The 24,464-nt window shown below is 63.0% G+C and carries 20 protein-coding genes; 11 read left to right on the plus strand and 9 right to left on the minus strand.

The genetic code is table 11. The features are described 5' to 3' along the window. The first annotated feature begins 5 nt into the window (after window positions 1-5). Window positions 6-1,055 (plus strand): alkene reductase, encoded by a 1,050-nt coding sequence (locus IAE39_RS12205; protein WP_201202640.1) that lies wholly within the window; start codon window positions 6-8, stop codon window positions 1,053-1,055. A 106-nt stretch (window positions 1,056-1,161) separates the two neighbouring features. On the opposite strand, the gene IAE39_RS12210 is transcribed toward IAE39_RS12205, so the two are convergent. From IAE39_RS12210 to IAE39_RS12220, 3 genes are all read right to left on the minus strand, one after another. Continuing rightward, window positions 1,162-1,983, minus strand: coding sequence for an ATPase (locus IAE39_RS12210; protein ID WP_201202642.1), 822 nt, complete (start codon window positions 1,981-1,983; stop codon window positions 1,162-1,164). A gap of 87 nt (window positions 1,984-2,070) precedes the next feature. Further along, window positions 2,071-3,066, minus strand: a complete 996-nt coding sequence (locus IAE39_RS12215) for an NAD-dependent epimerase/dehydratase family protein (protein WP_201202644.1) — start codon at window positions 3,064-3,066, stop codon at window positions 2,071-2,073. Between the two features lie 49 nt (window positions 3,067-3,115). After that, on the minus strand, window positions 3,116-4,006 hold the full coding sequence (locus IAE39_RS12220; RefSeq protein WP_201202646.1) for a LysR family transcriptional regulator ArgP: 891 nt from the start codon (window positions 4,004-4,006) through the stop codon (window positions 3,116-3,118). Between the two features lie 101 nt (window positions 4,007-4,107). Here IAE39_RS12220 and IAE39_RS12225 point away from each other — a divergent pair, with 101 nt between their 5' ends. The 9 genes from IAE39_RS12225 (at window position 4,108) to IAE39_RS12265 (ending at window position 17,788) form a co-directional block, all read left to right on the plus strand. Further along, a complete protein-coding gene (locus tag IAE39_RS12225) occupies window positions 4,108-4,707 on the plus strand; it encodes a LysE/ArgO family amino acid transporter (RefSeq protein WP_201202649.1) in 600 nt (199 codons plus the stop codon). 362 nt (window positions 4,708-5,069) lie between these two features. Then, window positions 5,070-5,666 (plus strand): superoxide dismutase, encoded by a 597-nt coding sequence (locus IAE39_RS12230; RefSeq protein ID WP_201202652.1) that lies wholly within the window; start codon window positions 5,070-5,072, stop codon window positions 5,664-5,666. A 260-nt stretch (window positions 5,667-5,926) separates the two neighbouring features. Continuing rightward, the gene (locus tag IAE39_RS12235) at window positions 5,927-7,978 is read left to right on the plus strand and encodes a putative bifunctional diguanylate cyclase/phosphodiesterase (protein WP_201202655.1); all 2,052 of its coding nucleotides are present in this window, start codon (window positions 5,927-5,929) and stop codon (window positions 7,976-7,978) included. A gap of 145 nt (window positions 7,979-8,123) precedes the next feature. Continuing rightward, entirely contained in the window at window positions 8,124-9,458 is a 1,335-nt protein-coding gene (locus tag IAE39_RS12240; protein WP_201202657.1) for an imelysin family protein, read from the plus strand. Window positions 9,459-9,736: 278 nt separating this feature from the next. Next, on the plus strand, window positions 9,737-11,164 hold the full coding sequence (locus IAE39_RS12245; RefSeq protein WP_201202659.1) for a di-heme oxidoreductase family protein: 1,428 nt from the start codon (window positions 9,737-9,739) through the stop codon (window positions 11,162-11,164). A gap of 20 nt (window positions 11,165-11,184) precedes the next feature. Then, complete coding sequence (locus tag IAE39_RS12250; protein ID WP_201202663.1) at window positions 11,185-12,249, plus strand: imelysin family protein; 1,065 nt, start codon at window positions 11,185-11,187, stop codon at window positions 12,247-12,249. Between the two features lie 2 nt (window positions 12,250-12,251). Further along, entirely contained in the window at window positions 12,252-13,349 is a 1,098-nt protein-coding gene (locus IAE39_RS12255; protein ID WP_201202666.1) for a DUF1513 domain-containing protein, read from the plus strand. 233 nt (window positions 13,350-13,582) lie between these two features. Then, a complete protein-coding gene (locus tag IAE39_RS12260) occupies window positions 13,583-14,731 on the plus strand; it encodes an efflux RND transporter periplasmic adaptor subunit (protein ID WP_201202669.1) in 1,149 nt (382 codons plus the stop codon). Between the two features lie 12 nt (window positions 14,732-14,743). Continuing rightward, entirely contained in the window at window positions 14,744-17,788 is a 3,045-nt protein-coding gene (locus IAE39_RS12265) for a multidrug efflux RND transporter permease subunit (protein WP_201202671.1), read from the plus strand. 179 nt (window positions 17,789-17,967) lie between these two features. On the opposite strand, the gene IAE39_RS12270 is transcribed toward IAE39_RS12265, so the two are convergent. From IAE39_RS12270 to colR, 5 genes are all read right to left on the minus strand, one after another. Further along, window positions 17,968-18,198 carry a hypothetical protein gene (locus tag IAE39_RS12270; protein ID WP_201202674.1) on the minus strand — a complete coding sequence of 77 codons (231 nt, stop codon included), beginning with the start codon at window positions 18,196-18,198 and terminating at the stop codon, window positions 17,968-17,970. Next, complete coding sequence (locus IAE39_RS12275; RefSeq protein WP_201202677.1) at window positions 18,198-18,896, minus strand: lipopolysaccharide kinase InaA family protein; 699 nt, start codon at window positions 18,894-18,896, stop codon at window positions 18,198-18,200. Before IAE39_RS12275 ends, IAE39_RS12270 begins: the two co-directional genes overlap by 1 nt. A 6-nt stretch (window positions 18,897-18,902) precedes the next feature. Next, complete coding sequence (locus IAE39_RS12280; protein ID WP_201202679.1) at window positions 18,903-19,583, minus strand: class I SAM-dependent methyltransferase; 681 nt, start codon at window positions 19,581-19,583, stop codon at window positions 18,903-18,905. Window positions 19,584-19,690: 107 nt separating this feature from the next. Continuing rightward, window positions 19,691-21,001: a sensor histidine kinase gene (locus IAE39_RS12285; RefSeq protein WP_201202680.1), complete on the minus strand. Its 1,311-nt coding sequence runs from the start codon at window positions 20,999-21,001 to the stop codon at window positions 19,691-19,693. After that, window positions 20,991-21,674 carry a two-component system response regulator ColR gene (gene colR, locus IAE39_RS12290; RefSeq protein ID WP_201202681.1) on the minus strand — a complete coding sequence of 228 codons (684 nt, stop codon included), beginning with the start codon at window positions 21,672-21,674 and terminating at the stop codon, window positions 20,991-20,993. The genes IAE39_RS12285 and colR overlap by 11 nt, the downstream gene beginning before the upstream one ends. A 183-nt stretch (window positions 21,675-21,857) precedes the next feature. Here colR and IAE39_RS12295 point away from each other — a divergent pair, with 183 nt between their 5' ends. After that, window positions 21,858-22,586, plus strand: coding sequence for a phosphatase PAP2 family protein (locus tag IAE39_RS12295; protein WP_201202685.1), 729 nt, complete (start codon window positions 21,858-21,860; stop codon window positions 22,584-22,586). 186 nt (window positions 22,587-22,772) lie between these two features. On the opposite strand, the gene groL is transcribed toward IAE39_RS12295, so the two are convergent. Beyond that, a complete protein-coding gene (gene groL, locus IAE39_RS12300) occupies window positions 22,773-24,416 on the minus strand; it encodes a chaperonin GroEL (RefSeq protein ID WP_201202686.1) in 1,644 nt (547 codons plus the stop codon). Between the last annotated feature and the right edge of the window lie 48 nt (window positions 24,417-24,464).

A 24,464-nucleotide genomic window follows, 5' to 3' on the forward strand; every position in this document is an offset into this window, starting at 1 on the left:
CCGATATGACCACGCTTTTCGATCCGATCACCCTGGGCGACCTGCAACTGCCCAACCGCATCATCATGGCGCCGCTCACCCGCTGCCGCGCCGACGAAGGCCGCGTGCCCAATGCACTGATGGCCGAATATTACGTACAGCGCGCCAGCGCCGGGCTGATCCTCAGCGAGGCGACGTCAGTCAGCGCCATGGGTGTCGGCTACCCGGACACCCCCGGTATCTGGAACGATGAACAGGTGCGCGGCTGGAACAACGTGACCAAGGCCGTGCATGCCGCGGGCGGGCGCATGTTCCTGCAGCTGTGGCACGTGGGCCGTATTTCCCACCCCAGCTACCTGAATGGCGAACTGCCGGTGGCCCCCAGCGCGATCCAGGCCAAGGGCCATGTCAGCCTGGTACGCCCGCTGAGTGACTACCCCACCCCGCGCGCACTGGAAACCGAAGAAATCACCGACATCGTCGAGGCCTACCGCAGCGGCGCGGAAAACGCCAAGGCGGCCGGTTTCGATGGTGTGGAGATCCATGGCGCCAACGGCTACCTGCTCGACCAGTTCCTGCAAAGCAGCACCAACCAGCGCACCGACCGCTACGGCGGCTCGCTGGAAAACCGCGCGCGCCTGCTGCTGGAAGTGACCGACGCAGCCATTGAAGTATGGGGTGCGAACCGTGTCGGCGTGCACCTGGCGCCGCGTGCCGACGCCCATGACATGGGCGATGCTGACCGTGCCGAAACCTTCACCTATGTGGCCCGTGAGCTGGGCAAGCGTGGCATCGCCTTCATCTGCTCACGCGAGCGCGAAGCTGACGACAGCATTGGCCCGCTGATCAAGGAGGCGTTCGGTGGCCCGTACATCGTCAACGAGCGTTTCGACAAGGCCAGTGCCAATGCGGCGCTGGCCAGCGGCAAGGCGGATGCGGTGGCGTTTGGTGTGCCCTTTATCGCCAACCCTGACTTGCCGGCACGGCTGGCGGCGGATGCACCGTTGAACCAGGCGCACCCCGAGACGTTCTATGGCAAAGGGCCGGTGGGGTACATCGACTATCCGCGCCTTTGATTGAGGGCCATTCGCGGGTAAACCCGCTCCCACAGAGACAGCGTTACATTCTTGTGGGAGCGTTCTTGTGGGAGCGGGTTTACCCGCGAAGAAGGCTAAGGTGATCTCAGGGCCGGGCGCTGATCTGCTGCTGCAGGTTCTGGATCTGGCTCTGCAGGGTGTTCAGGTTGCGCGTGGTCTGCCCACGGAACGCATCGAACTCCTGCACCGAGGCCCCACTGGACGCCGCCGGGCGGTTTTCCATCTGCGTCTTGAGCACCAGCATGTCCTGCTCGAGGCTCTCGATGGCTGCCTTCTGGCCACCCTGCTTCTTCAGCGCTGCCACCTCGTCACTCAGGCTCTTGAGCTGGCCATCCAGCTTGCCACCATCCACCTGGCCCGACTTCAACGCCGCCAGCTCGGCATTCACGGCCTTCAATTGCGCCTGCAACTGGCCCTGCAGTTCGGTCACGGCCTTCTGCTGCTCACGCGTATCGGCCAGCACCTGCTCCAGGCGCTTGCCCAGGTCGCCCGCCTGGCCGGCGACGCCTTGCTGCTGCTTGCCCTGCTCGGCCAGGCTGGCCTGCAACTGGCGGATCTGCAGCTTGAGCGCTTCGCTGCCGGTGTTGACCGACGACTCGCTGGCCGCCACCTTGCCACTGATTGCCTGCAGGCGCCCTGCCGCGTCCTCGCTGATGCGGGCAAAGCTTTCCTGGGTCGCCACCAGTTGCTGCTCCATCAGCGAAATCTGCTGGAAGCTCCACCAGCCCAGCCCTGCCAGGGCAATGAACGAAGCCCCCAGCAGCACCCACAACGCCCCGGTACTGGCTGGCCTGGCAGCCTTTTGGCGGCTGCGTGACACATGCGCCGGCAACAGCTCGTCATCATCAGGGGTACCGGCCCGCAAGGCAGGCACATCATCGAAATCGTCGTGAGCATCGTTGCGCATGGGTAAGTTCAACCGCGGTAGTAGCAAAGAGACAGGAGTATAAACCGCTCGCGCGGCGCACTGATGACCATCATCAACGCGCCAGGTTCACTGCCCCAGCGGTTGATGTTTCCACCAGGCGCAGAATTCATCCAGCGCCGTCCACAGGCTGACCTTGGGCTGATAGTCCAGGTATTGCCGGGCACGGCTGATATCCAGGGTGAAATCACGGCTCATCACCTGCATGCCCAAACGTGACAAGGTCGGTTGCGGGCGCCCCGGCCACAGCATGCAGGCCGCTTCGTTCACCGCCGCCAGGCTGTAGGCCAGGCCGTAGGAACGGTAGCGGGTCACCTGCGGCAGCTGCATCTGGCGCATCACGTAGTTGACCACGTCCCACAATGGCAACGGCTGGCCGTTGCTGATGTTGTAGGCCTGGCCCAGCGCCCGCTCATCGGCGAACAGCGCACTGAGCAAAGCCTCGTTGAGGTTGTGCACACTGGTGAAATCGACCTTGTTCAGGCCATTGCCGATGATTGCCACGCGGCCCTTGCGCTGCATCTGCATCAGCCGCGGGAAAATGCTGGCATCACCGGCGCCGGTGACAAAACGCGGGCGCAGCGCCAGCACTTCAAGGCCGAACTCCTGGGCGCCGAACACTTTCTGCTCGGCCAGGTGCTTGGTTTGCCCATAGTGGTCATGGAAACGGCGCGGCACCTGGTCTTCGCGGATGTCCAGGCGCGAGCGGCCATTGAAGTAGATCGACGGCGACGACAGGTGTACCAGGCGCCGCACGTGCTCTTTCAGGCAGCCCTCGACCACGTTCTCGGTGACCACCACGTTGCCCTGGTAGAAATCCTGATAACGCCCCCAGTTACCCACCGCGCCAGCGCAATGCACCACCGCCTCGACGCCCTGGCACAGGCGCCGGGCCAGCTCGGCATCACCGAGGTCGCCGGGGATGAACTGGGCGCCGCGCTTGACCAGGTGCTCGACGCCTTCGGCACGGCGGCCGCTGACCCGCACGTCCAGCCCCTGCTCCAGGGCAACGCGCGCAAAGCGCCCGCCAATGAAGCCACTCGCGCCGGTGACCAGAATTCGCATGTAACACTCCGTCTTGCCAGATTTCAGATGCAACTGACGCCAGCCGTGGCTACAAGGGCACCAGCCATTGCCGTGCGGCATGCCGCAAATGCTCGGTCAGTTGCGCGAGCAAGTGCCCGCCATTGCGCCAATGATGCCAGTACAGCGGCACATCGATGGGGGTATCGCTGCAAATTTCCACCAACTGCCCGCCGGCCAGTTGTTCACGGGCCTGCAGTTCGGGCACCAGGCCCCAGCCCAGGCCGGCTTCGGTCATGCGCAGGAAGCCTTCGGACGATGGGCACAAGTGATGCAAAAAACCGTCCTCGATGCCCAGCGAAGCCAGATAGCGATGCTGCAGGAAGTCGTCCGGGCCGTACACGATCGCCGGGGTGCGGGCCAGCCGGTTGGCGACAAAGCCCTGGGGGAAATGCCGCGCCATGAACCCTGGGCTGGCCAGCGCCCGGTAGCGCATGGCCCCCAAAGGCAGGCTGCGGGCCCCGGCCACCGGCCGCTCGCTGCCACACAGGCAGGCCGCCACCTCACCGGCGCGCATCCGCTTCAAGCCTACGTCCTGGTCTTCTACGACCAGGTCAGTCAGCACATTCTGTTGCGCACAGAAGTCACCCACTGCGCCCGCCCACCACGTGGCCAGGCTGTCGGCGTTGAGGGCAATGCGCAGGCGTTCCGGCATGCCCTCTTCGTCCAACGCGGGTACTTGGCGCTGCAGGTCGCGTTCAAGCAAGCGCACCTGCTGCACATGGTTGAGCAACTGCCGGCCGACGTCGGTCGGGCTGGGCGGCGTAGCGCGCACCAGCACCGGCTGGCCAACCCGCGCTTCGAGCAGCTTGATGCGCTGGGAAATGGCCGATTGCGACAGGCCCAGCACTTGCGCGGCACGCTCGAAACCACCCTGTTCGATCACTGCCGCGAGGGCGGCCAGCAGCTTGTAGTCGAACATCGATTTTCCTAATGAGGGATCAGCTTTATTTGTTTTTCTTATACAGTTTCGAACAGCACAATAGCCAGCATCTTTTGTGACCTTTTTCGGAGAGCCTGGCCATGTGGCAAAGCTATCTCAACGGCATGCTGGTGGCCTTCGGCCTGATCATGGCCATCGGCGCCCAGAACGCCTTCGTCCTCGCCCAGAGCCTGCGCCGTGAGCACCACCTGCCGGTGGCGGCACTGTGCATTGTCTGCGACGCCATTCTGGTGGCCGCCGGGGTGTTCGGCCTGGCCACCGTGCTGGCGCACAACCCGACCTTGCTGGCGATCGCCCGCTGGGGCGGCGCGGTGTTTCTGATCTGGTACGGCGCCAAGGCCTTGCGCAGCGCCTGTTCCAAGCAAAGCCTGCAGCACCAGCAAGGCCAAGGCACGCGTTCGCGTCGCGCGGTACTGCTCAGTGCCTTGGCGGTGACGTTGCTGAACCCGCACGTGTACCTCGACACGGTGTTGCTGATTGGCTCGCTGGGCGCCCAGCAGACCGAGCCTGGGGCTTATGTGGCCGGGGCAGCCAGTGCTTCACTGCTGTGGTTCTCGACCCTGGCAATCGGCGCGGCCTGGCTGGCCCCATGGCTGGCGCGGCCGGCGACCTGGCGCATGCTCGACCTGATGGTGGCGGTGATGATGTTTGCGGTGGCGGCGCAGTTGGTCTTCAACTGATTTTCAGGTCTGCGCGGTCCCTGTAGGAGCGGCCTTGCGTCGCGATAGGGCTGCAAAGCAGCCCCAGCAATTTGTGCACCGCGACTGAAATCCTGGGGCTGCTTCGCAGCCCTATCGCGACGCAAGGCCGCTCCTACAGGGCCCTGTGTATGTCCGCCAGGCTGGAAACGACCACCACTGGTCGGCACCCGACAACCGCTCTGGAACCTCTATTCCCTATGTTTGTTGCGTGGTTATGCGCCGGGCCCGGTGCTATGATCCAGCCCTTGCGTCGCAAAGAGTACAAACTCGCCGACGCTTATCGGGCCGCCCGTGATCGGCCTTGCGCAAACCGCAAACAGACCTGAATCAGGAGATCCACCATGGCTTTTGAATTGCCGCCGCTGCCGTACGCCCACGATGCCCTGCAGCCGCACATCTCCAAGGAAACCCTGGAGTATCACCACGACAAGCACCACAACACCTATGTCGTGAACCTGAACAACCTGGTCCCAGGCACCGAATTCGAAGGCAAGACCCTCGAAGAAATCGTCAAGGCCTCTTCGGGCGGCATCTTCAACAACGCCGCTCAAGTCTGGAACCACTCCTTCTACTGGAACTGCCTGGCGCCAAACGCCGGTGGCCAGCCGACCGGTGCACTGGCTGACGCCATCAACGCCGCTTTCGGTTCGTTCGACAAGTTCAAGGAAGAGTTCACCAAGACTTCGGTTGGCACCTTCGGTTCCGGCTGGGGCTGGCTGGTGAAGAAAGCTGACGGTTCCCTGGCCCTGGCCAGCACCATCGGCGCCGGCTGCCCGCTGACCAGCGGCGACACCCCGCTGCTGACCTGCGACGTCTGGGAACACGCCTACTACATCGACTACCGCAACGTGCGTCCGAAGTACGTCGAGGCGTTCTGGAACCTGGTCAACTGGGCATTCGTTGCCGAGCAGTTCGAAGGCAAGACCTTCAAGGCCTGAGTGATTCAGCCCTGACCCGAAAAACCCGGCCATGTGCCGGGTTTTTTTATGCCTGTGGGCGCGGGTTCACCCGCGAAGCGGCCGGCACGGTTTTGCTTGCTCACCCCGCAGAGCACGCTAACATCAAAGCTCTGGAAGATTGATACAGCGCACTCAAGTTGCAGGGTCAGGCAACCGATACACTGCTCATGGTCGGCCGGTAGTGTATCGTCATCGTTGATGGCAAAATGATGCCATGCGCATGGATTAAGGAAACCCCATTGAAGCTGGAATTGCGGAACAGCTTGTCGGTCAAGTTGCTCAGGGTCGTGCTGCTGTCGGCGCTGGCGGTCGGCGTCGTGCTCAGCTGTGCGCAAATCGTTTACGACACCTACAAGACCCGCCAGGCCGTGAACAACGATGCCCAGCGCATCCTCGACATGTTCCGCGACCCGTCCACCCAGGCGGTATACAGCCTCGACCGCGAAATGGGCATGCAGGTGATGGAAGGCCTGTTCCAGGACGAATCGGTGCGCATGGCCTCCATCGGCCACCCCAACGAAACCATGCTGGCAGAAAAATCGCGACCGCTGCAGGACATGTCGATGCGTTGGCTCACCGACCTGATCCTTGGCCAGGAACGCACCTACACCACCCAACTGGTCGGCCGTGGCCCCTACAGCGAGTACTACGGCGACCTCAGCATCACCCTCGATACCTCGTCCTACGGTGAAGACTTCCTGATCAATGCAGTGATCATCTTCATCTCCGGCGTGCTGCGTGCCTTGGCCATGGGCCTGGTGCTGTACCTGGTCTACCACTGGTTGCTGACCAAGCCGCTGTCGAAGATCATCGAGCACCTCACCCAGATCAACCCAGACCGCCCCAGCCAGCATCAGTTGCCATTGCTCAAGGGCCACGAGAAAAACGAGCTGGGCCTGTGGGTCAACACCGCCAACCAGTTGCTGGCCTCGATCGAGCGCAACACCCACCTGCGCCACGAAGCAGAAAACAGCCTGCAACGCATGGCCCAGTACGACTTCCTCACCGGTTTGCCCAACCGCCAGCAGTTGCAACAGCAACTGGACAAGATCCTGGTCGACGGCGGCCGCCTGCAACACCGGGTGGCGGTGCTGTGCGTGGGCCTGGATGACTTCAAGGGCATCAACGAGCAGTTCAGTTACCAGGTCGGTGACCAGCTGCTGCTGGCCCTGGCCGACCGCCTGCGCGCCCACAGCGGCCGCCTGGGCGCGCTGGCACGGTTGGGCGGCGACCAGTTCGCCCTGGTGCAGGCCAATATCGAGCAGCCCTACGAAGCCGCCGAACTGGCGCAAAGCATCCTCGACGACCTGGAAGTACCGTTCGACCTCGACCACCAGCAGATCCGCCTGCGCGCCACCATCGGCATCACCCTGTTCCCCGAAGACGGCGACAGCACCGAGAAGCTGCTGCAGAAAGCCGAACAGACCATGACCCTGGCCAAGGCCCGCTCGCGCAACCGCTACCAGTTCTACATTGCCAGTGTCGACAGCGAAATGCGCCGCCGCCGCGAGCTGGAAAAGGACCTGCGCGAAGCCCTGCCGCGCAACCAGCTGTACCTGGTGTACCAGCCACAGATCAGCTACCGCGACCACCGAGTGGTGGGCGTCGAGGCGTTGTTGCGCTGGCAGCACCCGGAACTGGGCATGGTGCCGCCCGACCAGTTCATCCCGCTGGCCGAACAGAACGGCAGCATCATCAGCATTGGTGAATGGGTGCTCGACCAGGCCTGCCGGCAATTGCGCGAATGGCACGACCTGGGCTTCAGCGACCTGCGCATGGCAGTCAACCTGTCCACCGTGCAGTTGCACCACAGCGAACTGCCACGGGTGGTGAACAACCTGCTGCAGGCCTACCGCCTGCCACCGCGCAGCCTGGAGCTGGAAGTGACCGAAACCGGCCTGATGGAAGACATCAGCACCGCTGCCCAGCACCTGCTGAGCCTGCGCCGCTCCGGGGCGCTGATTGCCATCGACGACTTCGGCACCGGCTACTCGTCGCTCAGCTACCTGAAGTCGCTGCCGCTGGACAAGATCAAGATCGACAAGAGCTTCGTCCAGGACCTGCTCGACGACGATGACGACGCCACCATCGTTCGCGCCATCATCCAGCTGGGCAAGAGCCTGGGCATGCAGGTAATCGCCGAGGGCGTGGAAACCGCCGAGCAGGAAACCTACATCGTTGCCCAGGGCTGCCATGAGGGCCAGGGCTACCACTACAGCAAGCCGTTGTCGGCCCGTGAGCTGACACACTTCCTGAAACAGGCACAGCGTAATCAGGTGTCAATGTTCTGAAAGCGACTGCCGGTTACAGCCCATGACCGGCATTTACATGAATTGCGCGCCCGCCCCTTTACAGCAAATGCAAATCTTTCGCATGATGTTGCGGTTTCGCGTGCCTCGGCGCACTGTCCAACCACACGACGCAGGAAAACCAATAATGATTCGAATGCCTCTGGCCTCCGCCAGTCTGCTGGCCATCGCCATCGCCCTCGCCGGTTGCGGCGAAAAAGATGACAAGGCTGCCGCTCCGCAAGCCCAGGCACCTGCTGCCGCCAGCACCACCGCTGCGGCGCCAGGGGCTGTCGACGAAGCTGCCGGCAAAGCCGTGGTCAAGCATTACGCCGAAATGGTCTACGCCGTGTACAGCGACTCGCTGAGCACCGCCAAAACCTTGCAGACCGCTGTCGACGCGTTCCTCGCCAAGCCCAACGATGAAACCCTGAAGGCCGCCAAGGAAGCCTGGTTTGCCGCGCGCGTACCTTACCTGCAGAGCGAAGCCTTCCGCTTCGGCAACACCATCATCGACGACTGGGAAGGCCAGGTGAACGCCTGGCCGCTGGACGAAGGCCTGATCGACTACGTCGATAAAAGCTACGAGCACGCCCTGGGCAACCCGGCCGCCAGCGCCAACATCATCGCCAACACCGAGATCCAGGTCGGCGAAGAGAAGGTCGACGTCAAGGACATCACCCCCGAGAAGCTGGCCAGCCTCAACGAACTGGCAGGTTCCGAAGCCAACGTCGCCACTGGTTACCACGCCATCGAGTTCCTGCTCTGGGGCCAGGACCTGAACGGTACCGGCCCAGGCGCCGGCGCCCGTCCGGTTTCCGACTACCTGGAAGGCCAGGGCGCCACTGGCGGCCACAACGACCGCCGCCGTGCCTACCTGAAAGCGGTCACCGACCTGCTGGTCAGCGACCTCGAAGAAATGGTCGGCAACTGGGCACCGAATGTCGCCGACAACTACCGCGCCAAGCTGGAAGCGGAGCCTGTCAACGACGGCCTGCGCAAGATGCTGTTCGGCATGGGCAGCCTGTCGCTGGGTGAACTGGCGGGCGAGCGCATGAAGGTTTCGCTGGAAGCCAACTCGCCGGAAGACGAGCAGGACTGCTTCAGCGACAACACCCACTACTCGCACTTCTACGACGCCAAGGGCATCCGCAATGTCTACTTGGGCGAGTACACCCGTGTCGATGGCACCAAGCTGACCGGCCCAAGCCTGTCCTCGCTGGTGGCCAAGGCCGACCCGGCTGCCGACGCCACCCTCAAGGCCGACCTGGAAGCCACCGAAGCCAAGATCCAGGTGATGGTCGACCACGCGCTGAAAGGCGAGCACTACGACCAACTGATCGCCGCCGACAACGCTGCCGGCAACCAGATCGTGCGTGACGCCATTGCATCGCTGGTCAAGCAGACCGGTTCGATCGAGCAGGCGGCAGGCAAGCTGGGTATTGCCAACCTGAACCCGGATACCGCGGATCACGAATTCTGATCTTGCTGTAGCGGTGTTTTTGAAAGAGGCGACCTTCGGGTCGCCTTTTTTGCTTCTGGCCTCTTCGCGGGTAAACCCGCTCCCACAGGATCGCCACAGGTTTCGACCTTGTGCGGTCCCTGTGGGAGCGGGTTTACCCGCGAAGAGGCCGGCGCTGCACATGAAGATGCTGGCATTTCACAACCTTTTCACCCAAGCAATTGCAAATTGCTCTTATTCAAAAAACGCTGGCCTGCTAAGCTTGCACGCCGGTTTTTCGTCCACGCCCAGGATTTTGCATGTCCTCGTCGCTGTCCCGACTTCCCCTTCTGCTGCTGACCCTGGCCCTTGCCGCCTGTGACGACGCCCCGCGTTTCACCCAGGCCGAGCCTGGCGAAGCGTTGTCGGCCGGCAAGGCGACCGTGCAGCGCAGCGACCGCAACGCCTATTCCCTGCCCTCGGCCAACCTTTCGCCCGAGCGGCGCCTGGACTTTGCCGTAGGCAACAGCTTCTTCCGCAACCCCTGGGTAATCGCCCCCTCCACCACTACCGCGCGTGACGGCCTGGGGCCGCTGTTCAACACCAATGCCTGCCAGAACTGCCACGTACGCGATGGCCGCGGCCACCCACCAGCGCCGGGTGACAGCAATGCCGTAGGCATGCTGGTGCGCCTGTCGATCCCCGACCAGCCCTACCTGGCCAAGGTGATCGAACGCCTTGGCGTGGTGCCGGAACCGGTGTACGGCACCCAACTGCAAGACATGGCCATCCCCGGCGTTGCCCCGGAAGGCAAGGTACGGGTGAGCTACAGCCACGAAACGGTCACGTTCAAGGACGGCCACCAGGTCGAACTGCGCAAGCCAAGCCTGCAGATCACCCAGCTCGGCTATGGCGTAATGCACCCCGATACACGCTTCTCGGCACGCATTGCACCGCCGATGATCGGCCTGGGTCTGCTCGAGGCTATCCCCGAAGCCGCCCTGCTGGCCAACGAAGACCCGGACGACCGCAACCGTGACGGCATCCGCGGGCGGGCCAACCGGGTGTGGGACGACGCCCAGGGCAAGACCGTGATCGGCCGCTTCGGCTGGAAAGCCGGGCAGCCCAACGTCAACCAGCAGAACGTGCACGCCTTTGCCGGCGACATGGGCCTGACAAGCACCCTGCTGCCCAACGACGACTGCACCCCGGCGCAAGCCGACTGCCTGGCCGCGCCCAATGGCGACGGTGCCGATGGCGAAAAGGAAGTCAGCGACAACATCCTGCGCCTGGTGACCTTCTACACCCGTAACCTGGGCGTGCCGGCACGCCGCGACGTCGGTGCGCCGCAGGTACTGGCGGGCAAGAACCTGTTCTACCAGGCCGGCTGCCAGGGTTGCCACACCCCGCAGTTCACCACCGCCGCCGATACCGCCGAGCCAGAGCTGGCCAACCAGGTCATCCGCCCCTACAGCGACTTGCTGTTGCACGACATGGGCCCGGGCCTGGCCGACGAGCGCACCGAATTTGCCGCCAACGGCCAGGACTGGCGAACCGCGCCACTGTGGGGCATCGGCCTGAGCGAAACGGTCAGTGGCCACAGCCAGTTCCTGCACGATGGCCGCGCCCGCAACCTGCTTGAAGCCGTACTCTGGCATGGTGGCGAGGCCGAGGCGGCACGCAATTTCGTACTCACCTTCAATGCCGAGCAGCGCGCTGCGTTGCTGGCGTTCCTGAACTCACTTTAAAACGCGCTAAGGAGCCGGGCATGTTCCGACCCAAACTGTTGTTCACCAGCCTCGCCGCACTCGCCCTCGGTGCCTGCTCGCCGCAGGACCCGCAAGCCGTGACCTCCGCCGCCATTGCCAAGCAGGTGATCCTGCCCACCTACAGCCGCTGGGTCGAAGCCGACCGCACCCTGGCCGCCAGCGCCCTGGCCTACTGCGAAGGCAAGGAAGACCTGGAAAAGGCCCGCGCCGACTTCCTCAACGCGCAAAAAGCCTGGGCCGAGCTGCAACCGCTGCTGGTCGGCCCGCTGGCCGAAGGCAACCGCGCCTGGCAGGTACAGTTCTGGCCCGACAAGAAGAACCTGGTCGGTCGCCAGGTCGAACAACTGGTCAACGGCGACAAGCCGGTCGATGCCGCCGCCCTGGGCAAGTCCAGCGTTGTGGTACGTGGCCTGTCGGCCTACGAGTACATCCTGTTCGACAGCAAGCCGGACATCGCCACGGCCGAGCAGAAAGCCCGTTACTGCCCGCTGCTGGTTGCCATTGGTGAGCACCAGAAGGTCCTCGCCGAGGATATCCTCAAGAGCTGGAACAGCACCGACGGCATGCTGTCGCAGATGACCAAGTTCCCCAACCAGCGCTACGCCGATTCCCATGAGGCCATCGCCGACCTGCTGCGTTCCCAGGTCACCGCCCTGGATACCCTGAAGAAGAAGCTGGGGGCGCCCATGGGTCGCCAGAGCAAGGGCATCCCGCAGCCGCTGCAGGCCGAAGCCTGGCGCAGCCACAACTCGCTGAACAGCCTGCAAGCCACCCTCAAGGCAGCCGAAACCGTCTGGGTCGGGGTCGACAACCAGGGCTTGCGCGGCTTGCTGCCCAGCGATCAGAAAGCGCTGGCGGACAAGATCGACGCCGCCTACGCTACTTCGCTCAAACTGCTGGCCGACAACCAGAAGACCCTCGGCGAGCTGTTGGCCGACGATGCTGGCCAGCAAACCCTCAACCAGATCTACGACAGCCTGAACGCCGTCCACCGCCTGCACGAGGGCGAGCTGGCCAAGGCGTTGAACATCCAGCTGGGCTTCAATGCCAACGACGGTGACTGATCATGCTGCGACGCCAGGCCATCAAACTCGGTAGCGTATTGCTCAGCGCCCTGACCCTGGGCGGCTGGAGCCTGTTCCGCAACAAAGGCAGCGAACCCCTGCTGCTCTCGGCGCGTGACGACGGCGACGGCAAGCACTATGCCGTCGGTTTCCGCCTGGACGGCAGCCAGGTGTTCAGCACCCAGGTTGCCCAGCGTTGCCATGCCATCATCCACCACCCCGAGCAGCCAATCGCCCTGTTCGTCGCCCGCCGCCCAGGTACCGAAAGCTACCTGGTCGACTTGCGTGACGGGCGGCTGCTGCAAACGGTGGTTTCGCAACCGAACCGGCACTTCTACGGCCACGCCGTGGTGCACAAAGGCGGCGAATGGCTGTACGCCACCGAGAACGACACCACCGACCCAGGCCGCGGTGTACTGGGCGTGTACCGTTTTGAAGGTGAACGCCTGGTGCACACCGGCGAGATCCCGACCCATGGCATCGGCCCGCACGAGGTGGCCTGGCTGCCCGACGGCGAAACGCTGATCGTGGCCAACGGCGGCATCCGTACCGAGGCCGAAAGCCGGGTCGAGATGAACCTCAATGCCATGGAACCGAGCCTGGTGCTGATGCAACGCGACGGCACCCTGCTGAGCAAGGAAACCCTGGCCCAGCAGATGAACAGCGTGCGCCACCTGGCAGTGGGCAGCGATGGCACCATCGCCGCCTGCCAGCAGTTCATGGGTGATGCCGATGAAACGGCCGAGTTGCTGGCGATCAAGCGCCCGGGTGAGCCGTTCAAGGCCTTCCCGGTGCCGGAGCGGCAACTGCAGGCCATGGCCCAGTACACCGCCAGCGTTGCCATCCACAGCGAGCTGCGCCTGGTGGCATTGACGGCGCCACGGGCCAACCGCCTGTTTGTCTGGGACCTGGACAGCGGTGCGGTGCGGCTGGATGCGCCAATGCCCGATTGTGCGGGGGTTGGCGCGGTGAAGGACGGTTTTGTCGTCACCTCCGGGCAGGGCCGGTGCCGATTCTATGATTGCACCAAGGCAGAATTGGTCGGGCAACCGATGAACCTGCCGTCCGGGTTCTGGGACAATCACCTGCATCTGGTCTGATTTTTCTGTTGCCTGTACCGGCCCTTTCGCGGCTAAAGCCGCTCCTACATCGACCGCGCAACCCAATGACTGCGCGGTCGATGTAGGAGCGGCTTTAGCCGCGAAAGGGCCCTCACAGGCATTTCGCTCCCCTTCAACCAAAAAACAGTCAATACTTCCCCCATCCACACGTGGGCAGGATCGCCCGTTGTCGTGTCTAAGCGAATAACAACCGAATCCAAGGAACCGGAACTATGCTGCGCCGCCGCATGCTCATCATGTTGGCCGTGGTTCTGCTGATCGTGCTGGCCCTGGGGGGCTACAAGGCCTTCTCGATCTACCAGCAGATCCAGATGTTCACTGCCCCCAAGCCGCCTATCACCGTGGCGGCAGCCATGGCCGAACAGCGCCAGTGGCAACAGCGCCTGCCTGCCGTCGGCAGCCTCAAGGCCTTGCAAGGCGTGGAACTGAGCCTGGAAGTCGAAGGCATCGTCAAAACCCTGTATTTCGACTCTGGGCAAAAGGTAAAAGCCGGGCAACTGCTGCTGCGGCTCAACGACGACCAGGAAACCGCATTGCTCGGCACAGCCGAAGCTGACCTGGGCCTGGCCAAGGTCGACTTCGGCCGTGGCAGGCAGCTGGTTGGCGACTCGGCGATCTCCCGCGGCGAATATGACCGCCTCAACGCCCAGTACCTGCGCAACCAGGCGGTGGTCGACCAGCTCAAGGCATCGAAGACCAAGAAGAGCATCAGCGCTCCGTTCAGCGGCACCATCGGCATCCGCCAGGTTGACGTCGGCGACTACCTGGCCGCCGGCACCGTGATCGCCACCCTGCAGGACACCTCCAGCCTGTACGTCGACTTCAACGTACCGGAACAGGCCCTGCCACAGCTGAGTCTGGGCCAGCAGGTATTGGTGCAGGTGGCCGCTTACCCCGGCCAGACCTTCCCCGCCAGCCTCAGCGCCATCAACCCCAAAGTCGAAGAAACCACGCGTAACCTGCTGGTGCGGGCAACCATGGCCAACCCCGACGGCAAACTGCTGCCGGGCATGTTCGCCAGCCTGCTGATCCTGCTGCCCAACCCGCAGCCACAGGTGGTAGTGCCGGAAAGTGCCATTACCTACACCCTGTATGGCAACTCGGTGTATGTCGCCACGCCGAAAAAGGACAAGGACGGCAAGCCGGAGAACGACGACAAAGGCCAACCGCAGCTGGTCGCCGAACAACGCACGGTGCAGACCGGCGAGCGCCGCGACGGTGTGGTGGTGGTCAGCAAAGGCCTGCAGGCCGGCGAACAGGTGGTCACTGCCGGGCAACTGAAGCTCACCCCCGGCGCCGCGATCCGCATCGGCCAGGACCAGGCCCTCAAGCCCGAACCGGGCGCAGCGGCCAAGGACTGACAGGAGGCTGGCATGGCGTTCACCGACCCGTTCATCCGCCGCCCGGTGCTGGCCAGCGTGGTCAGCCTGCTGATCCTGCTGCTGGGCTTCCAGGCCTGGAGCAAGCTGCAGATCCGCCAGTACCCGCGCATGGAAAACGCCCTGATCACGGTAACCACCGCCTACCCCGGGGCCAATGCCGAAACCATCCAGGGCTACATCACCCAGCCGTTGCAGCAAAGCCTGGCCAGCGCCGAGGGCATCGACTACATGACCTCGGTGAGCCGGCAGAACTTTTCGATCATTTCCATCTACGCGCGCATCGGCGCCGACAGCGACCGGCTGTTCACCGAGCTGCTGGCCAAGGCCAACGAAGTGCGCAACAAACTGCCGCAGGACTCGGAAGACCCGGTGCTGAGCAAAGAGGCCGCCGATGCCTCGGCACTGATGTACATCAGCTTCTACAGCAAGGAAATGAGCAACCCGCAGATCACCGATTACCTGTCGCGGGTGATCCAGCCCAAGTTGGCCACCTTACCAGGCATGGCCGAGGCGGAGATCCTCGGCAACCAGGTGTTTGCCATGCGCCTGTGGCTGGACCCGGTAAAACTGGCCGGCTTCGGCCTGTCGGCCACCGACGTGACCAATGCCGTGCGCCGTTACAACTTCCTGTCCGCCGCCGGCGAGGTGAAGGGCGAATACGTGGTCACCAGCATCAACGCCAGCACCGAGCTGAAGTCGGCCGAAGCGTTCGCCGCCCTGCCGGTCAAGACCAGCGGCGACAGCCGCGTGCTACTGGGCGATGTGGCGCGGGTGGAGATGGGCGCGGAAAACTACGACACGGTCAGTTCGTTCGACGGCACGCCGTCGGTGTACATCGGCATCAAGGCCACCCCCGCCGCCAACCCGCTGGACGTGATCAAGGAGGTGCGGCGGATCATGCCCGAGCTGGAAAGCCAGCTGCCTTCGGCGCTGAAAGTGTCGATTGCCTACGACGCCACGCTGTTCATCCAGGCCTCCATCGACGAAGTGATCAAGACCCTCGGCGAAGCGGTGCTGATCGTGATCGTGGTGGTGTTCCTGTTCCTCGGCGCCCTGCGTTCGGTACTGATCCCGGTAGTGACCATTCCGCTGTCGATGATCGGCGTGCTGTTCTTCATGCAGATGATGGGCTACTCGCTCAACCTGCTGACCCTGCTGGCCATGGTGCTGGCCATCGGCCTGGTGGTGGACGATGCCATCGTCGTGGTGGAGAACATCCACCGCCACATGGAAGAAGGCAAGTCACCGTTCGACGCAGCCCTGGAAGGCGCGCGCGAGATCGCCATGCCGGTGGTGTCGATGACGATCACCCTGGCTGCCGTGTATGCGCCCATCGGCTTCCTCACCGGGCTTACCGGCGCGCTGTTCAAGGAGTTCGCCCTGACCCTGGCCGGCGCGGTGATCATCTCCGGCATCGTCGCCCTGACCCTGTCACCCATGATGTGCGCCCTGCTGCTGCGCCATGAGCAGAACCCCAGTGGCCTGGCCCACCGCCTCGACCAACTGTTCGACCGGTTGAAGGTGCGCTACCAGCGCCTGCTGCACGCCACCCTCGACAGCCGCCCAATGGTGCTGGTGTTTGCGGTCATCATCTTGTGCCTGATCCCGGTGCTGCTGAAGTTCACCCAGAACGAACTGGCACCCAACGAGGACCAGGGGGTGATCTTCATGATGAGCAGTTCGCCGCAGCCGGCCAACCTCGACTACCTCAACGCCTACACCGACCAGTTCACGCCGCTGTTCAAGGCTTTCCCCGAGTACTATTCGTCGTTCCAGATCAACGGTTTCAATGGCGTGCAGACCGGCATCGGCGGTTTCCTGCTCAAGCCCTGGAACGAGCGCGAGCGCACGCAAATGGAGCTGCTGCCGCTGGTGCAGGCCAAGCTTGAAGAAATCGCCGGCCTGCAGATCTTCGGCTTCAACCTGCCGTCACTGCCGGGCACCGGCGAGGGCCTGCCGTTCCAGTTCGTGATCAATACCGCGGGCGATTACCCGGCGTTGCTGGATGTGGCCCAGCGTATCAAGGCCCGCGCCCAGGACTCGGGTAAGTTCGCCTTCCTCGATGTCGACCTGGCCTTCGACAAGCCCGAGGTGGTGGTGGATATCGACCGGGCCAAAGCGGCGCAGATGGGCGTGTCGATGGACACCCTCGGCAGCACCCTGGCGACCTTGCTGGGCGAAGCAGAAATCAACCGTTTCACCCTCGAAGGGCGCAGCTACAAGGTGATTGCCCAGGTCGAGCGGCCGTACCGCGACAACCCCGGCTGGCTGAACAATTACTACGTGAAGAACGACCAGGGCAAGCTGCTGCCGCTGTCGACCCTGATCACCCTCACCGACCGCGCTCGCCCGCGCCAGCTCAACCAGTTCCAGCAGTTGAACTCAGCCATCATCCAGGGCGTGCCGATGGTCAGCCTGGGCGAAGCGCTGAAGACCGTGCAGGACATCGCCCGTGAAGAGGCGCCGGAAGGTTTCGCCTTCGACTACGCCGGCGTGGCCCGCCAATACGTGCAGGAAGGCAGCGCGTTGTGGGTCACCTTTGGCCTGGCGCTGGCGATCATCTTCCTGGTGCTGGCGGCGCAGTTCGAAAGCTTCCGCGACCCGCTGGTGATCCTGGTGACGGTGCCGTTGTCGATTTGCGGCGCGTTGCTGCCACTGTTCCTCGGCATATCGAGCATGAACATCTACACCCAGGTCGGGTTGGTGACCCTGATCGGGCTGATCAGCAAGCACGGCATCCTGATCGTCGAGTTTGCCAACCAGTTGCGTGAAGAGCGTGGGTTGAGCGTGCGCGAGGCGATCGAGGAAGCCGCGGCGATCCGCCTGCGCCCGGTGCTGATGACCACCGCGGCGATGGTGTTCGGCATGGTGCCGCTGATCCTCGCGACCGGGGCCGGGGCGGTCAGCCGGTTTGACATCGGTACGGTGATTGCGACCGGGATGTCGATTGGTACGCTGTTTACCTTGTTTGTGCTGCCTTGTATTTACACCTTGTTGGCGCACAAGTCCGACGCCAGAAATTCCGCTATTGCCTGATCTGGCCTCTTCGCGGGTAAACCCGCTCCCACAGGTACTGCACAGGGCCTGGGCACAGCAATCCCTGTGGGAGCCTCTGTGGGAGCGGGTTTACCCGCGAAGAGGCCCGCGCGACTAAGGAATAAATCCCAGAGGCCCCGCGATTGCGGGGCCTCTGGGATTTCTAGCTCACACCGGGGTCAACCGAACGGTCGCAACCCCTGACGCAGGCCGAACAGGAACAGCAACAAGTCCTGATCGGGCGCCACCTGTGCCTGCTGCGGTTTCGCTTCCCGCGGCAGCGCACATTGGTCGGCCATCTCAGCCTTGCTGAACACCGTCGGCTTCGGCTCTTCCCAGGCAGCGACCGCCACGGTGGTCACCGCCAGGCCTGCAATCAGGAACAAAGCTCGAGCTATTTCTAGTTTCATTACCCTAACCCTTTGACAGCGCTGCCAAACGCCATCTTGTAAAAGTAGAGCAGCGTCTGCCATTCCGCGTCATTGAGCGACGAATGGCGGCGCAGTTGGCGCAGGTCGTTACCCGCCGCGCGCTGGCAACTGATGCGCCGCCGGCACTTTTCCAGGTCGAGCAAGGCCACTTCGACGCGGGCCTGCTCGCCTTCGCCGATCACCTTGATAAATACGTGCTTGCCGTACAGGCAGCCGTGCTGCCAATGGCCCAGGTGCATGCGCGCCAGGTTGTCCGCCAGGTCCTTGAGCATGCGCTCATGCACCACCTGCGGGTAACGCTCGCGGGCACCTTCGGCATGCCAGTTATCGAGCTCGACAAAACCGTCCAGCGCTTCGCTGACCAGCAGCGCACGCCACTGGTGGTCGGGATCGCGCTCAGCGCCACAGAAGACGATACGTGGAACGCGTACGCCCAGTTGCTCGCAGCTGGTCAGCGCATCAAGCTCACGCAATACAGTCGGCCGGCCGAAAGGGTGCAAAAGGCTGCGGTAGATGTGCCCGACCTGGCGCTTGGCATACAGCAGCTTGCCATTGGCATCATTGAGGCGTTGCACGCCACTCTCGCCGCCGCGGCGCTGGTTAGGCTCCTCGACCCACTCGCCTTGCTGGCGCCAGTAAAAATCGAACCGCGACTCCCCTTTCTGGGCTACAGCCATCAAACACTACCCCTTACGCAATACATAGACCCGCCACATGGCATAGAACGGCAGGAAGTCGAGGCGTTCCTGGATTCTGAAGCCGGCGGCCCTGAATTCTTCTTCAACCGTTTCGGCCGGTAACACAAAACGGTTCTGGTAATTGTCCTGCTCGGCCCTGGCGCTGCGGCGCTGTTCCAGGTTTTTCCGCCGCCAGGCCTTGAAGTTGCCATCAACCCACAGCGACAGAATCACACTATCACGGCTAACTCGTTGAAATTCCGAGAGAATTGTCTTTCTGTGAGCCGACTCGCCAATGTGATGGAACAGGCGCATGCAGAAAATGCTGTCCACCGAGTTGTCCGGTAAGTCGATGTCGAATGCCGATGTCTGCAAAGGCCGTACCCGTGCCACCACTTCTGGCGGTTGCGCGGCACAGGCGGTCTCGATCATCGCCTCGGAATTGTCGGCGCCAATGATCACCCGGTTGGGTTTTTCTGCCAGCAGCGGCCAGAAGCGACCGGCGCCACACGGCAGGTCCAGTACCAGGCCAGGCTCGCCGGCCAATGCCAAGGCGCGACGCGCCAGCTGCTCATCTCGCTTGTGGGACAACCGTCGTGCCAAGCCGTCCTGGTGCTTGAGAAAGTACTCGCGGGCGTGGTCTTTGTCGTACTTCTCGGAAAATTCAAGCTTGATGGGGCTACGCATTGGGCATCTCCAGACTCCATTGCGCCCACATTAGGCAGGCAAGCGTGGGAATCAGGTCATGCCGATGTGAAAAATATGTTGGGCGCCGTAACAGCTGTAACAACACATTACTCAATCAGTACGTCCGGGTCCCCCTTGACCACTGTATTGCTCAGGTCCACGTGGAAACGGCAGCCGTGTGGCACCGCCGAGGTCAAGGTGACCCGCCAGCCCTGGTCGTCACAGATCCGCTGCACCAGCGACAAGCCCAGGCCCAGCCCTTCGCCGCGCCGCTCGTCACCGCGCACGAATGGCTTGAACATCGCTTCGCGCTGTTCTTCCGGGATGCCCACCCCGCTGTCTTCCACACTGAAGCCGTTGCTTTCCAGGCTCAGGCGGATATAACCGCCATCGGTGTAATGCGCTGCGTTACGCAGCAAGTTGCCCATCACCGACTGCAGGAACGTTGCGTTGTACAGCACCGCGCTGGCACTGGCATGGCCATCGAAATACAGGGCCAGGCCCTTTTGCTCGATCGTGTCGCGCCACACCCCGACCAACTCGTCGGCCACCTCGCGCAGGGTTGCCTGCGATGCTACTGCGCCCTCGTCGCGCTGGGCCCTGGCCAACATCAGGAAAGTCTTGACCAGTTCACGCATTTCTTCGGTGGCCCGCGCCACGCGCTCTACCTGGCTGCGCGCGCGGGTGTCGAGGTTGGGGTTTTCCAGCAGCAGTTCGCAGGAAGTGGCCAGCACCATCAACGGTGTGCGCAGCTCGTGGCTGACGTCGCTGGTAAACAGCCGCTCGCGGTTCAGTGCGTCGCGCAGCCGGCCCAGGGTGTCATCAAAGGCCACCGCCAACTGGCCGACTTCGTCCGCGGCATAGTCCGGCGCCAGCGGCGGGGCCAGGCCCAGCAGCTGGTCGCGGTGGCGCACCTGGCGCGCCAGGCGGATAACCGGTGCCATCACCCGGCGCGCGACCAGCCAGCCGAGGATCACCGCCAGCACCAGGCTGAGCACGAAGCCCACCACCACCACGGCAAACAGCACGCGCTCGCGCTCTTCGAAGTCGCTCTGGTCCTGCAGCAGCACGTAGCGGCGGCCATCGACAACCTCGACCATGGCGTGATACGACAGCTGGTCGCGGAACACCTCATGGAAGCCACGGTCGAGGTGGCGCAGGTCCTTGGGCATCTCGAAGTCGTCGCGCCCGCCACTGAAGTAGAACAGCTGGTCGGGGCGTGGCCGGTGGCTCCAGTCGCTGACGCTGTCCATGCGCAGCAGGCGCTGCAGGTCACCACCGAGTACCGAGGAAATCAGCCGCTCTTCAACCAGGTGCACGGTGGCGACGATGCCGAAGGCGAAGGCCCCGGCCACCAGCGCACTCATCAGGGCAAAGGCGATGATGATGCGCTGGGCAAGGCTTTGCTTAAACTCCATCGCGGCCCTCGGCGAGGCGATAGCCGACGCCATGGACGGTATGCAACAGCGGTTTTTCAAACGGTTTGTCGATCACCTGGCGCAGCTGGTGCACATGGCTGCGCAGGCTGTCGCTGTCTGGGCAGTCATCGCCCCACAGGGCCTCTTCCAGGACTTCGCGGCGCAGTACGTGCGGGCTCTTCTGCATCAGTACCTGCAGCAGCTTGAGGCCGACCGGGTTGAGTTTGAGCAGGCGCCCCTGGCGGGTCACTTCGAGGGTGTCGAGGTCGTAGCTGAGGTCGGCTACCTGCAGGGTCCGGCGCCCGCCGCCCTGGGCACGGCGCAGCACCGCTTCGATGCGTGCGGCCAGTTCGGACAAGGCGAACGGCTTGAGCAGGTAGTCATCGGCGCCGGAACGGAAACCTTGCAGGCGGTCGTCGAGTTGGTCGCGGGCGGTGAGCATGATCACCGGTGTGTCACGGCGAGCGTCTTCGCGCAGGCGCTTGCACAGGGTGTAGCCATCGATGCCGGGCAGCATGATGTCGAGCACGATCAGGTCATAGTGCTCGGTGGCAGCCAGGTGCAGGCCGGACAGGCCATCCTGGGCGCAGTCGACGGTGTAGCCCTTCATGCCCAGGTAATCGGCCAGGTTGGCCAGGATATCGCGGTTGTCTTCAACCAAAAGAATGCGCATCGGTTTCTCCTGTGCGGCGCTTCTCGCTGTGGTGCGCGGCAGGCGCAGCTTAAGGCCTATGCCTGCACGGTGCCAGCCCCCGGGAAAATTCACCGCACTTGACGGTTTTTTCACTGATCCTTCACGGACACAGGATAGCGGGAAGCCGACAATGCCCGATCTTTTTCGTGCCCTGGAGCCGTCATGCAGCAACGCACCCGCCCTCGCCCGATCAATTACTGGCTGTACCTGGGGATCCCCCTGGCGACTGCGCTGGCCTTGATCCTGCTGGAACTGACTTCAGTCGACATGGATGTCGCCAACCTGTTCTTCGACCCGGCTGCCGGGCAGTTCATTGGCCGCCACAGCTATTGGCTGGAGAACATCCTGCATGACCGGGTCAAGCAAGGGGTGATTCTGCTGGGGCTGATATCGCTGCTGACCTTTGCCGCGAGCTTTTTCGTGAAGCGCCTGTATGGCTGGCGTCGCGAACTGGGTTGCCTGGTGCTGGCGCTGGGCTTGTCCACGGCGTTTGTCACGCCGCTGAAGAAGGTGACCCAGGTGCAGTGCCCGTGGAGCCTGACCCAGTTTGGCGGCACGGAAACCTACAGCAAACTACTGGAACCGCGGCCGGCTACCGACAAGCCAGGGCTGTGCTGGCCGGGCGGGCATGCAGCGACCGGGTTCTGCCTGTTCGGGCTGTTCTTCATGCTGCGTGATCGCAAGCCACGCCTGGCGCGGGTGGCGTTTGTGGTGGCGTTGGTAGCCGGCTCGGTACTTGGCGTGGGGCGGATGATGCAGGGGGCGCACTTTTTGTCACACAACGTGTGGACTGGGGTGTTCTGCTGGTTGATCGGGTTGGGGTCGTATTACCTGATCCTGTATCGCCGGGGGATGGTAGAAGTGCCAGCCGTCGAACGCAGCGTTGCCTGACAGAGGGGCCGCTTTGCGGCCCTTTCGCGACACAAGGCCGCTCCTACAGGAGAGCGCGTTACCTGTAGGAGCGGCCTTGTGTCGCGAAAGGGCTGCGCAGCAGCCCCAATGGCCCCCACAAGGAAAATAAAAAAACCCCGGTTCTCGCGAACCGGGGCTTCTTATGCTGCAGGGGGTAAGGCTGGCTTACATCATGCCGCCCATGCCACCCATGCCGCCCATGTCTGGCATACCGCCGCCAGCTGGGGCTTCGCTTGGAGCGTCAGCAATCATGGCTTCGGTGGTGATCATCAGACCGCCGATCGAAGCAGCAGCTTGCAGCGCCGAACGGGTGACCTTGGCCGGGTCCAGGATACCCATCTCGATCATGTCGCCGTATTCGCCGGTAGCAGCGTTGTAACCGAAGTTACCCGAACCTTGCTTGACCTTGTCAGCCACAACGCTTGGCTCGTCGCCGGCGTTGGCAGTGATCTGGCGCAGCGGGGCTTCAACAGCGCGGCGCAGCAGGGCGATACCGACGTTCTGGTCTTCGTTGTCGCCTTTGAGGTCGGCAATGGCTGCCAGGGCGCGAACCAGGGCAACACCACCGCCAGGCACCACGCCTTCTTCAACGGCTGCACGGGTAGCGTGCAGGGCGTCTTCAACGCGGGCTTTCTTCTCTTTCATTTCAACTTCGGTACCGGCACCGACCTTGATCACGGCAACACCGCCAGCCAGTTTGGCCAGACGCTCTTGCAGCTTCTCACGGTCGTAGTCCGAGGAGGTTTCTTCGATCTGGGCACGGATCTGCTTGACGCGTGCTTCGATCTCGGTGTCAGCGCCAGCACCATCGATGATGGTGGTGTTTTCCTTGGACAGGATCACGCGCTTGGCGTTACCCAGGTGCTCCAGGGTAGCGGTTTCCAGGGACAGGCCGATTTCTTCGGAGATGACCTGGCCGCCAGTCAGGACGGCGATGTCCTGCAGCATGGCCTTGCGGCGGTCGCCGAAGCCCGGTGCCTTGACCGCAGCAACCTTGACGATGCCGCGCATGTTGTTGACTACCAGGGTAGCCAGCGCTTCACCTTCAACGTCTTCAGCAACGATCAGCAGTGGGCGGCCGGCCTTGGCAACGGCTTCCAGAACTGGCAGCAGCTCACGGATGTTGGAGATTTTCTTGTCAACCAGCAGCAGCAGCGGGCCTTCCAGCTCGGCAACCATGGTGTCAGGCTTGTTGACGAAGTATGGCGACAGGTAGCCACGGTCGAACTGCATGCCTTCTACGACGGACAGTTCGTTTTCCAGGCCCGAGCCTTCTTCAACGGTGATCACGCCTTCTTTACCGACTTTTTCCATGGCTTCGGCGATGATTTCACCGATGGAGTTGTCGGAGTTGGCAGAGATGGTACCTACCTGGGCGATGGCCTTGGAGTCGGCGCATGGCTTGGACAGGTTTTTCAGCTCGGCAACAACGGCCGCAGTGGCCTTGTCGATACCGCGCTTCAGGTCCATCGGGTTCATGCCGGCAGCGACGGCTTTCAGGCCTTCGTTGACGATGGCTTGAGCCAGGACGGTAGCGGTGGTGGTGCCGTCACCGGCAGCGTCGTTGGCCTTGGAAGCCACTTCCTTGACCAGCTGGGCGCCCATGTTCTCGAAAGCGTCTTTCAGCTCGATTTCTTTGGCGACGGAAACGCCGTCCTTGGTGATGGTCGGCGCGCCGAAGCTCTTGGCCAGCACCACGTTACGGCCTTTCGGGCCGAGGGTCGCTTTTACCGCGTCAGCCAGAACGTTGACACCAACCAGCATTTTCTTACGAGCGGAATCGCCGAATTTTACGTCTTTAGCAGCCATGATCGTTTAATCCTTGGAATTCTTTGGAGTAACGGGAAGTCGGGGAAA

Origin of the sequence: Pseudomonas sp. S37, assembly GCF_016658545.1 — a bacterium.
Lineage (GTDB): Bacteria > Pseudomonadota > Gammaproteobacteria > Pseudomonadales > Pseudomonadaceae > Aquipseudomonas.

Excerpts from the sequence above, each read along its gene's own strand:
- IAE39_RS12245 (WP_201202659.1), top strand. The coding sequence starts at position 9,737 with ATGTCCTCGTCGCTGTCCCGACTTCCCCTTCTGCTGCTGACCCTGGCC.
- IAE39_RS12215 (WP_201202644.1), bottom strand. The coding sequence starts at position 3,066 with ATGCGAATTCTGGTCACCGGCGCGAGTGGCTTCATTGGCGGGCGCTTT.
- colR (WP_201202681.1), bottom strand. The coding sequence starts at position 21,674 with ATGCGCATTCTTTTGGTTGAAGACAACCGCGATATCCTGGCCAACCTG.
- IAE39_RS12240 (WP_201202657.1), top strand. The coding sequence starts at position 8,124 with ATGATTCGAATGCCTCTGGCCTCCGCCAGTCTGCTGGCCATCGCCATC.
- IAE39_RS12225 (WP_201202649.1), top strand. The coding sequence starts at position 4,108 with ATGTGGCAAAGCTATCTCAACGGCATGCTGGTGGCCTTCGGCCTGATC.
- IAE39_RS12285 (WP_201202680.1), bottom strand. The coding sequence starts at position 21,001 with ATGGAGTTTAAGCAAAGCCTTGCCCAGCGCATCATCATCGCCTTTGCC.
- IAE39_RS12230 (WP_201202652.1), top strand. The coding sequence starts at position 5,070 with ATGGCTTTTGAATTGCCGCCGCTGCCGTACGCCCACGATGCCCTGCAG.
- IAE39_RS12265 (WP_201202671.1), top strand. The coding sequence starts at position 14,744 with ATGGCGTTCACCGACCCGTTCATCCGCCGCCCGGTGCTGGCCAGCGTG.
- groL (WP_201202686.1), bottom strand. The coding sequence starts at position 24,416 with ATGGCTGCTAAAGACGTAAAATTCGGCGATTCCGCTCGTAAGAAAATG.
- IAE39_RS12205 (WP_201202640.1), top strand. The coding sequence starts at position 6 with ATGACCACGCTTTTCGATCCGATCACCCTGGGCGACCTGCAACTGCCC.
- IAE39_RS12220 (WP_201202646.1), bottom strand. The coding sequence starts at position 4,006 with ATGTTCGACTACAAGCTGCTGGCCGCCCTCGCGGCAGTGATCGAACAG.
- IAE39_RS12270 (WP_201202674.1), bottom strand. The coding sequence starts at position 18,198 with ATGAAACTAGAAATAGCTCGAGCTTTGTTCCTGATTGCAGGCCTGGCG.
- IAE39_RS12280 (WP_201202679.1), bottom strand. The coding sequence starts at position 19,583 with ATGCGTAGCCCCATCAAGCTTGAATTTTCCGAGAAGTACGACAAAGAC.
- IAE39_RS12295 (WP_201202685.1), top strand. The coding sequence starts at position 21,858 with ATGCAGCAACGCACCCGCCCTCGCCCGATCAATTACTGGCTGTACCTG.
- IAE39_RS12210 (WP_201202642.1), bottom strand. The coding sequence starts at position 1,983 with ATGCGCAACGATGCTCACGACGATTTCGATGATGTGCCTGCCTTGCGG.
- IAE39_RS12275 (WP_201202677.1), bottom strand. The coding sequence starts at position 18,896 with ATGGCTGTAGCCCAGAAAGGGGAGTCGCGGTTCGATTTTTACTGGCGC.
- IAE39_RS12250 (WP_201202663.1), top strand. The coding sequence starts at position 11,185 with ATGTTCCGACCCAAACTGTTGTTCACCAGCCTCGCCGCACTCGCCCTC.
- IAE39_RS12260 (WP_201202669.1), top strand. The coding sequence starts at position 13,583 with ATGCTGCGCCGCCGCATGCTCATCATGTTGGCCGTGGTTCTGCTGATC.
- IAE39_RS12255 (WP_201202666.1), top strand. The coding sequence starts at position 12,252 with ATGCTGCGACGCCAGGCCATCAAACTCGGTAGCGTATTGCTCAGCGCC.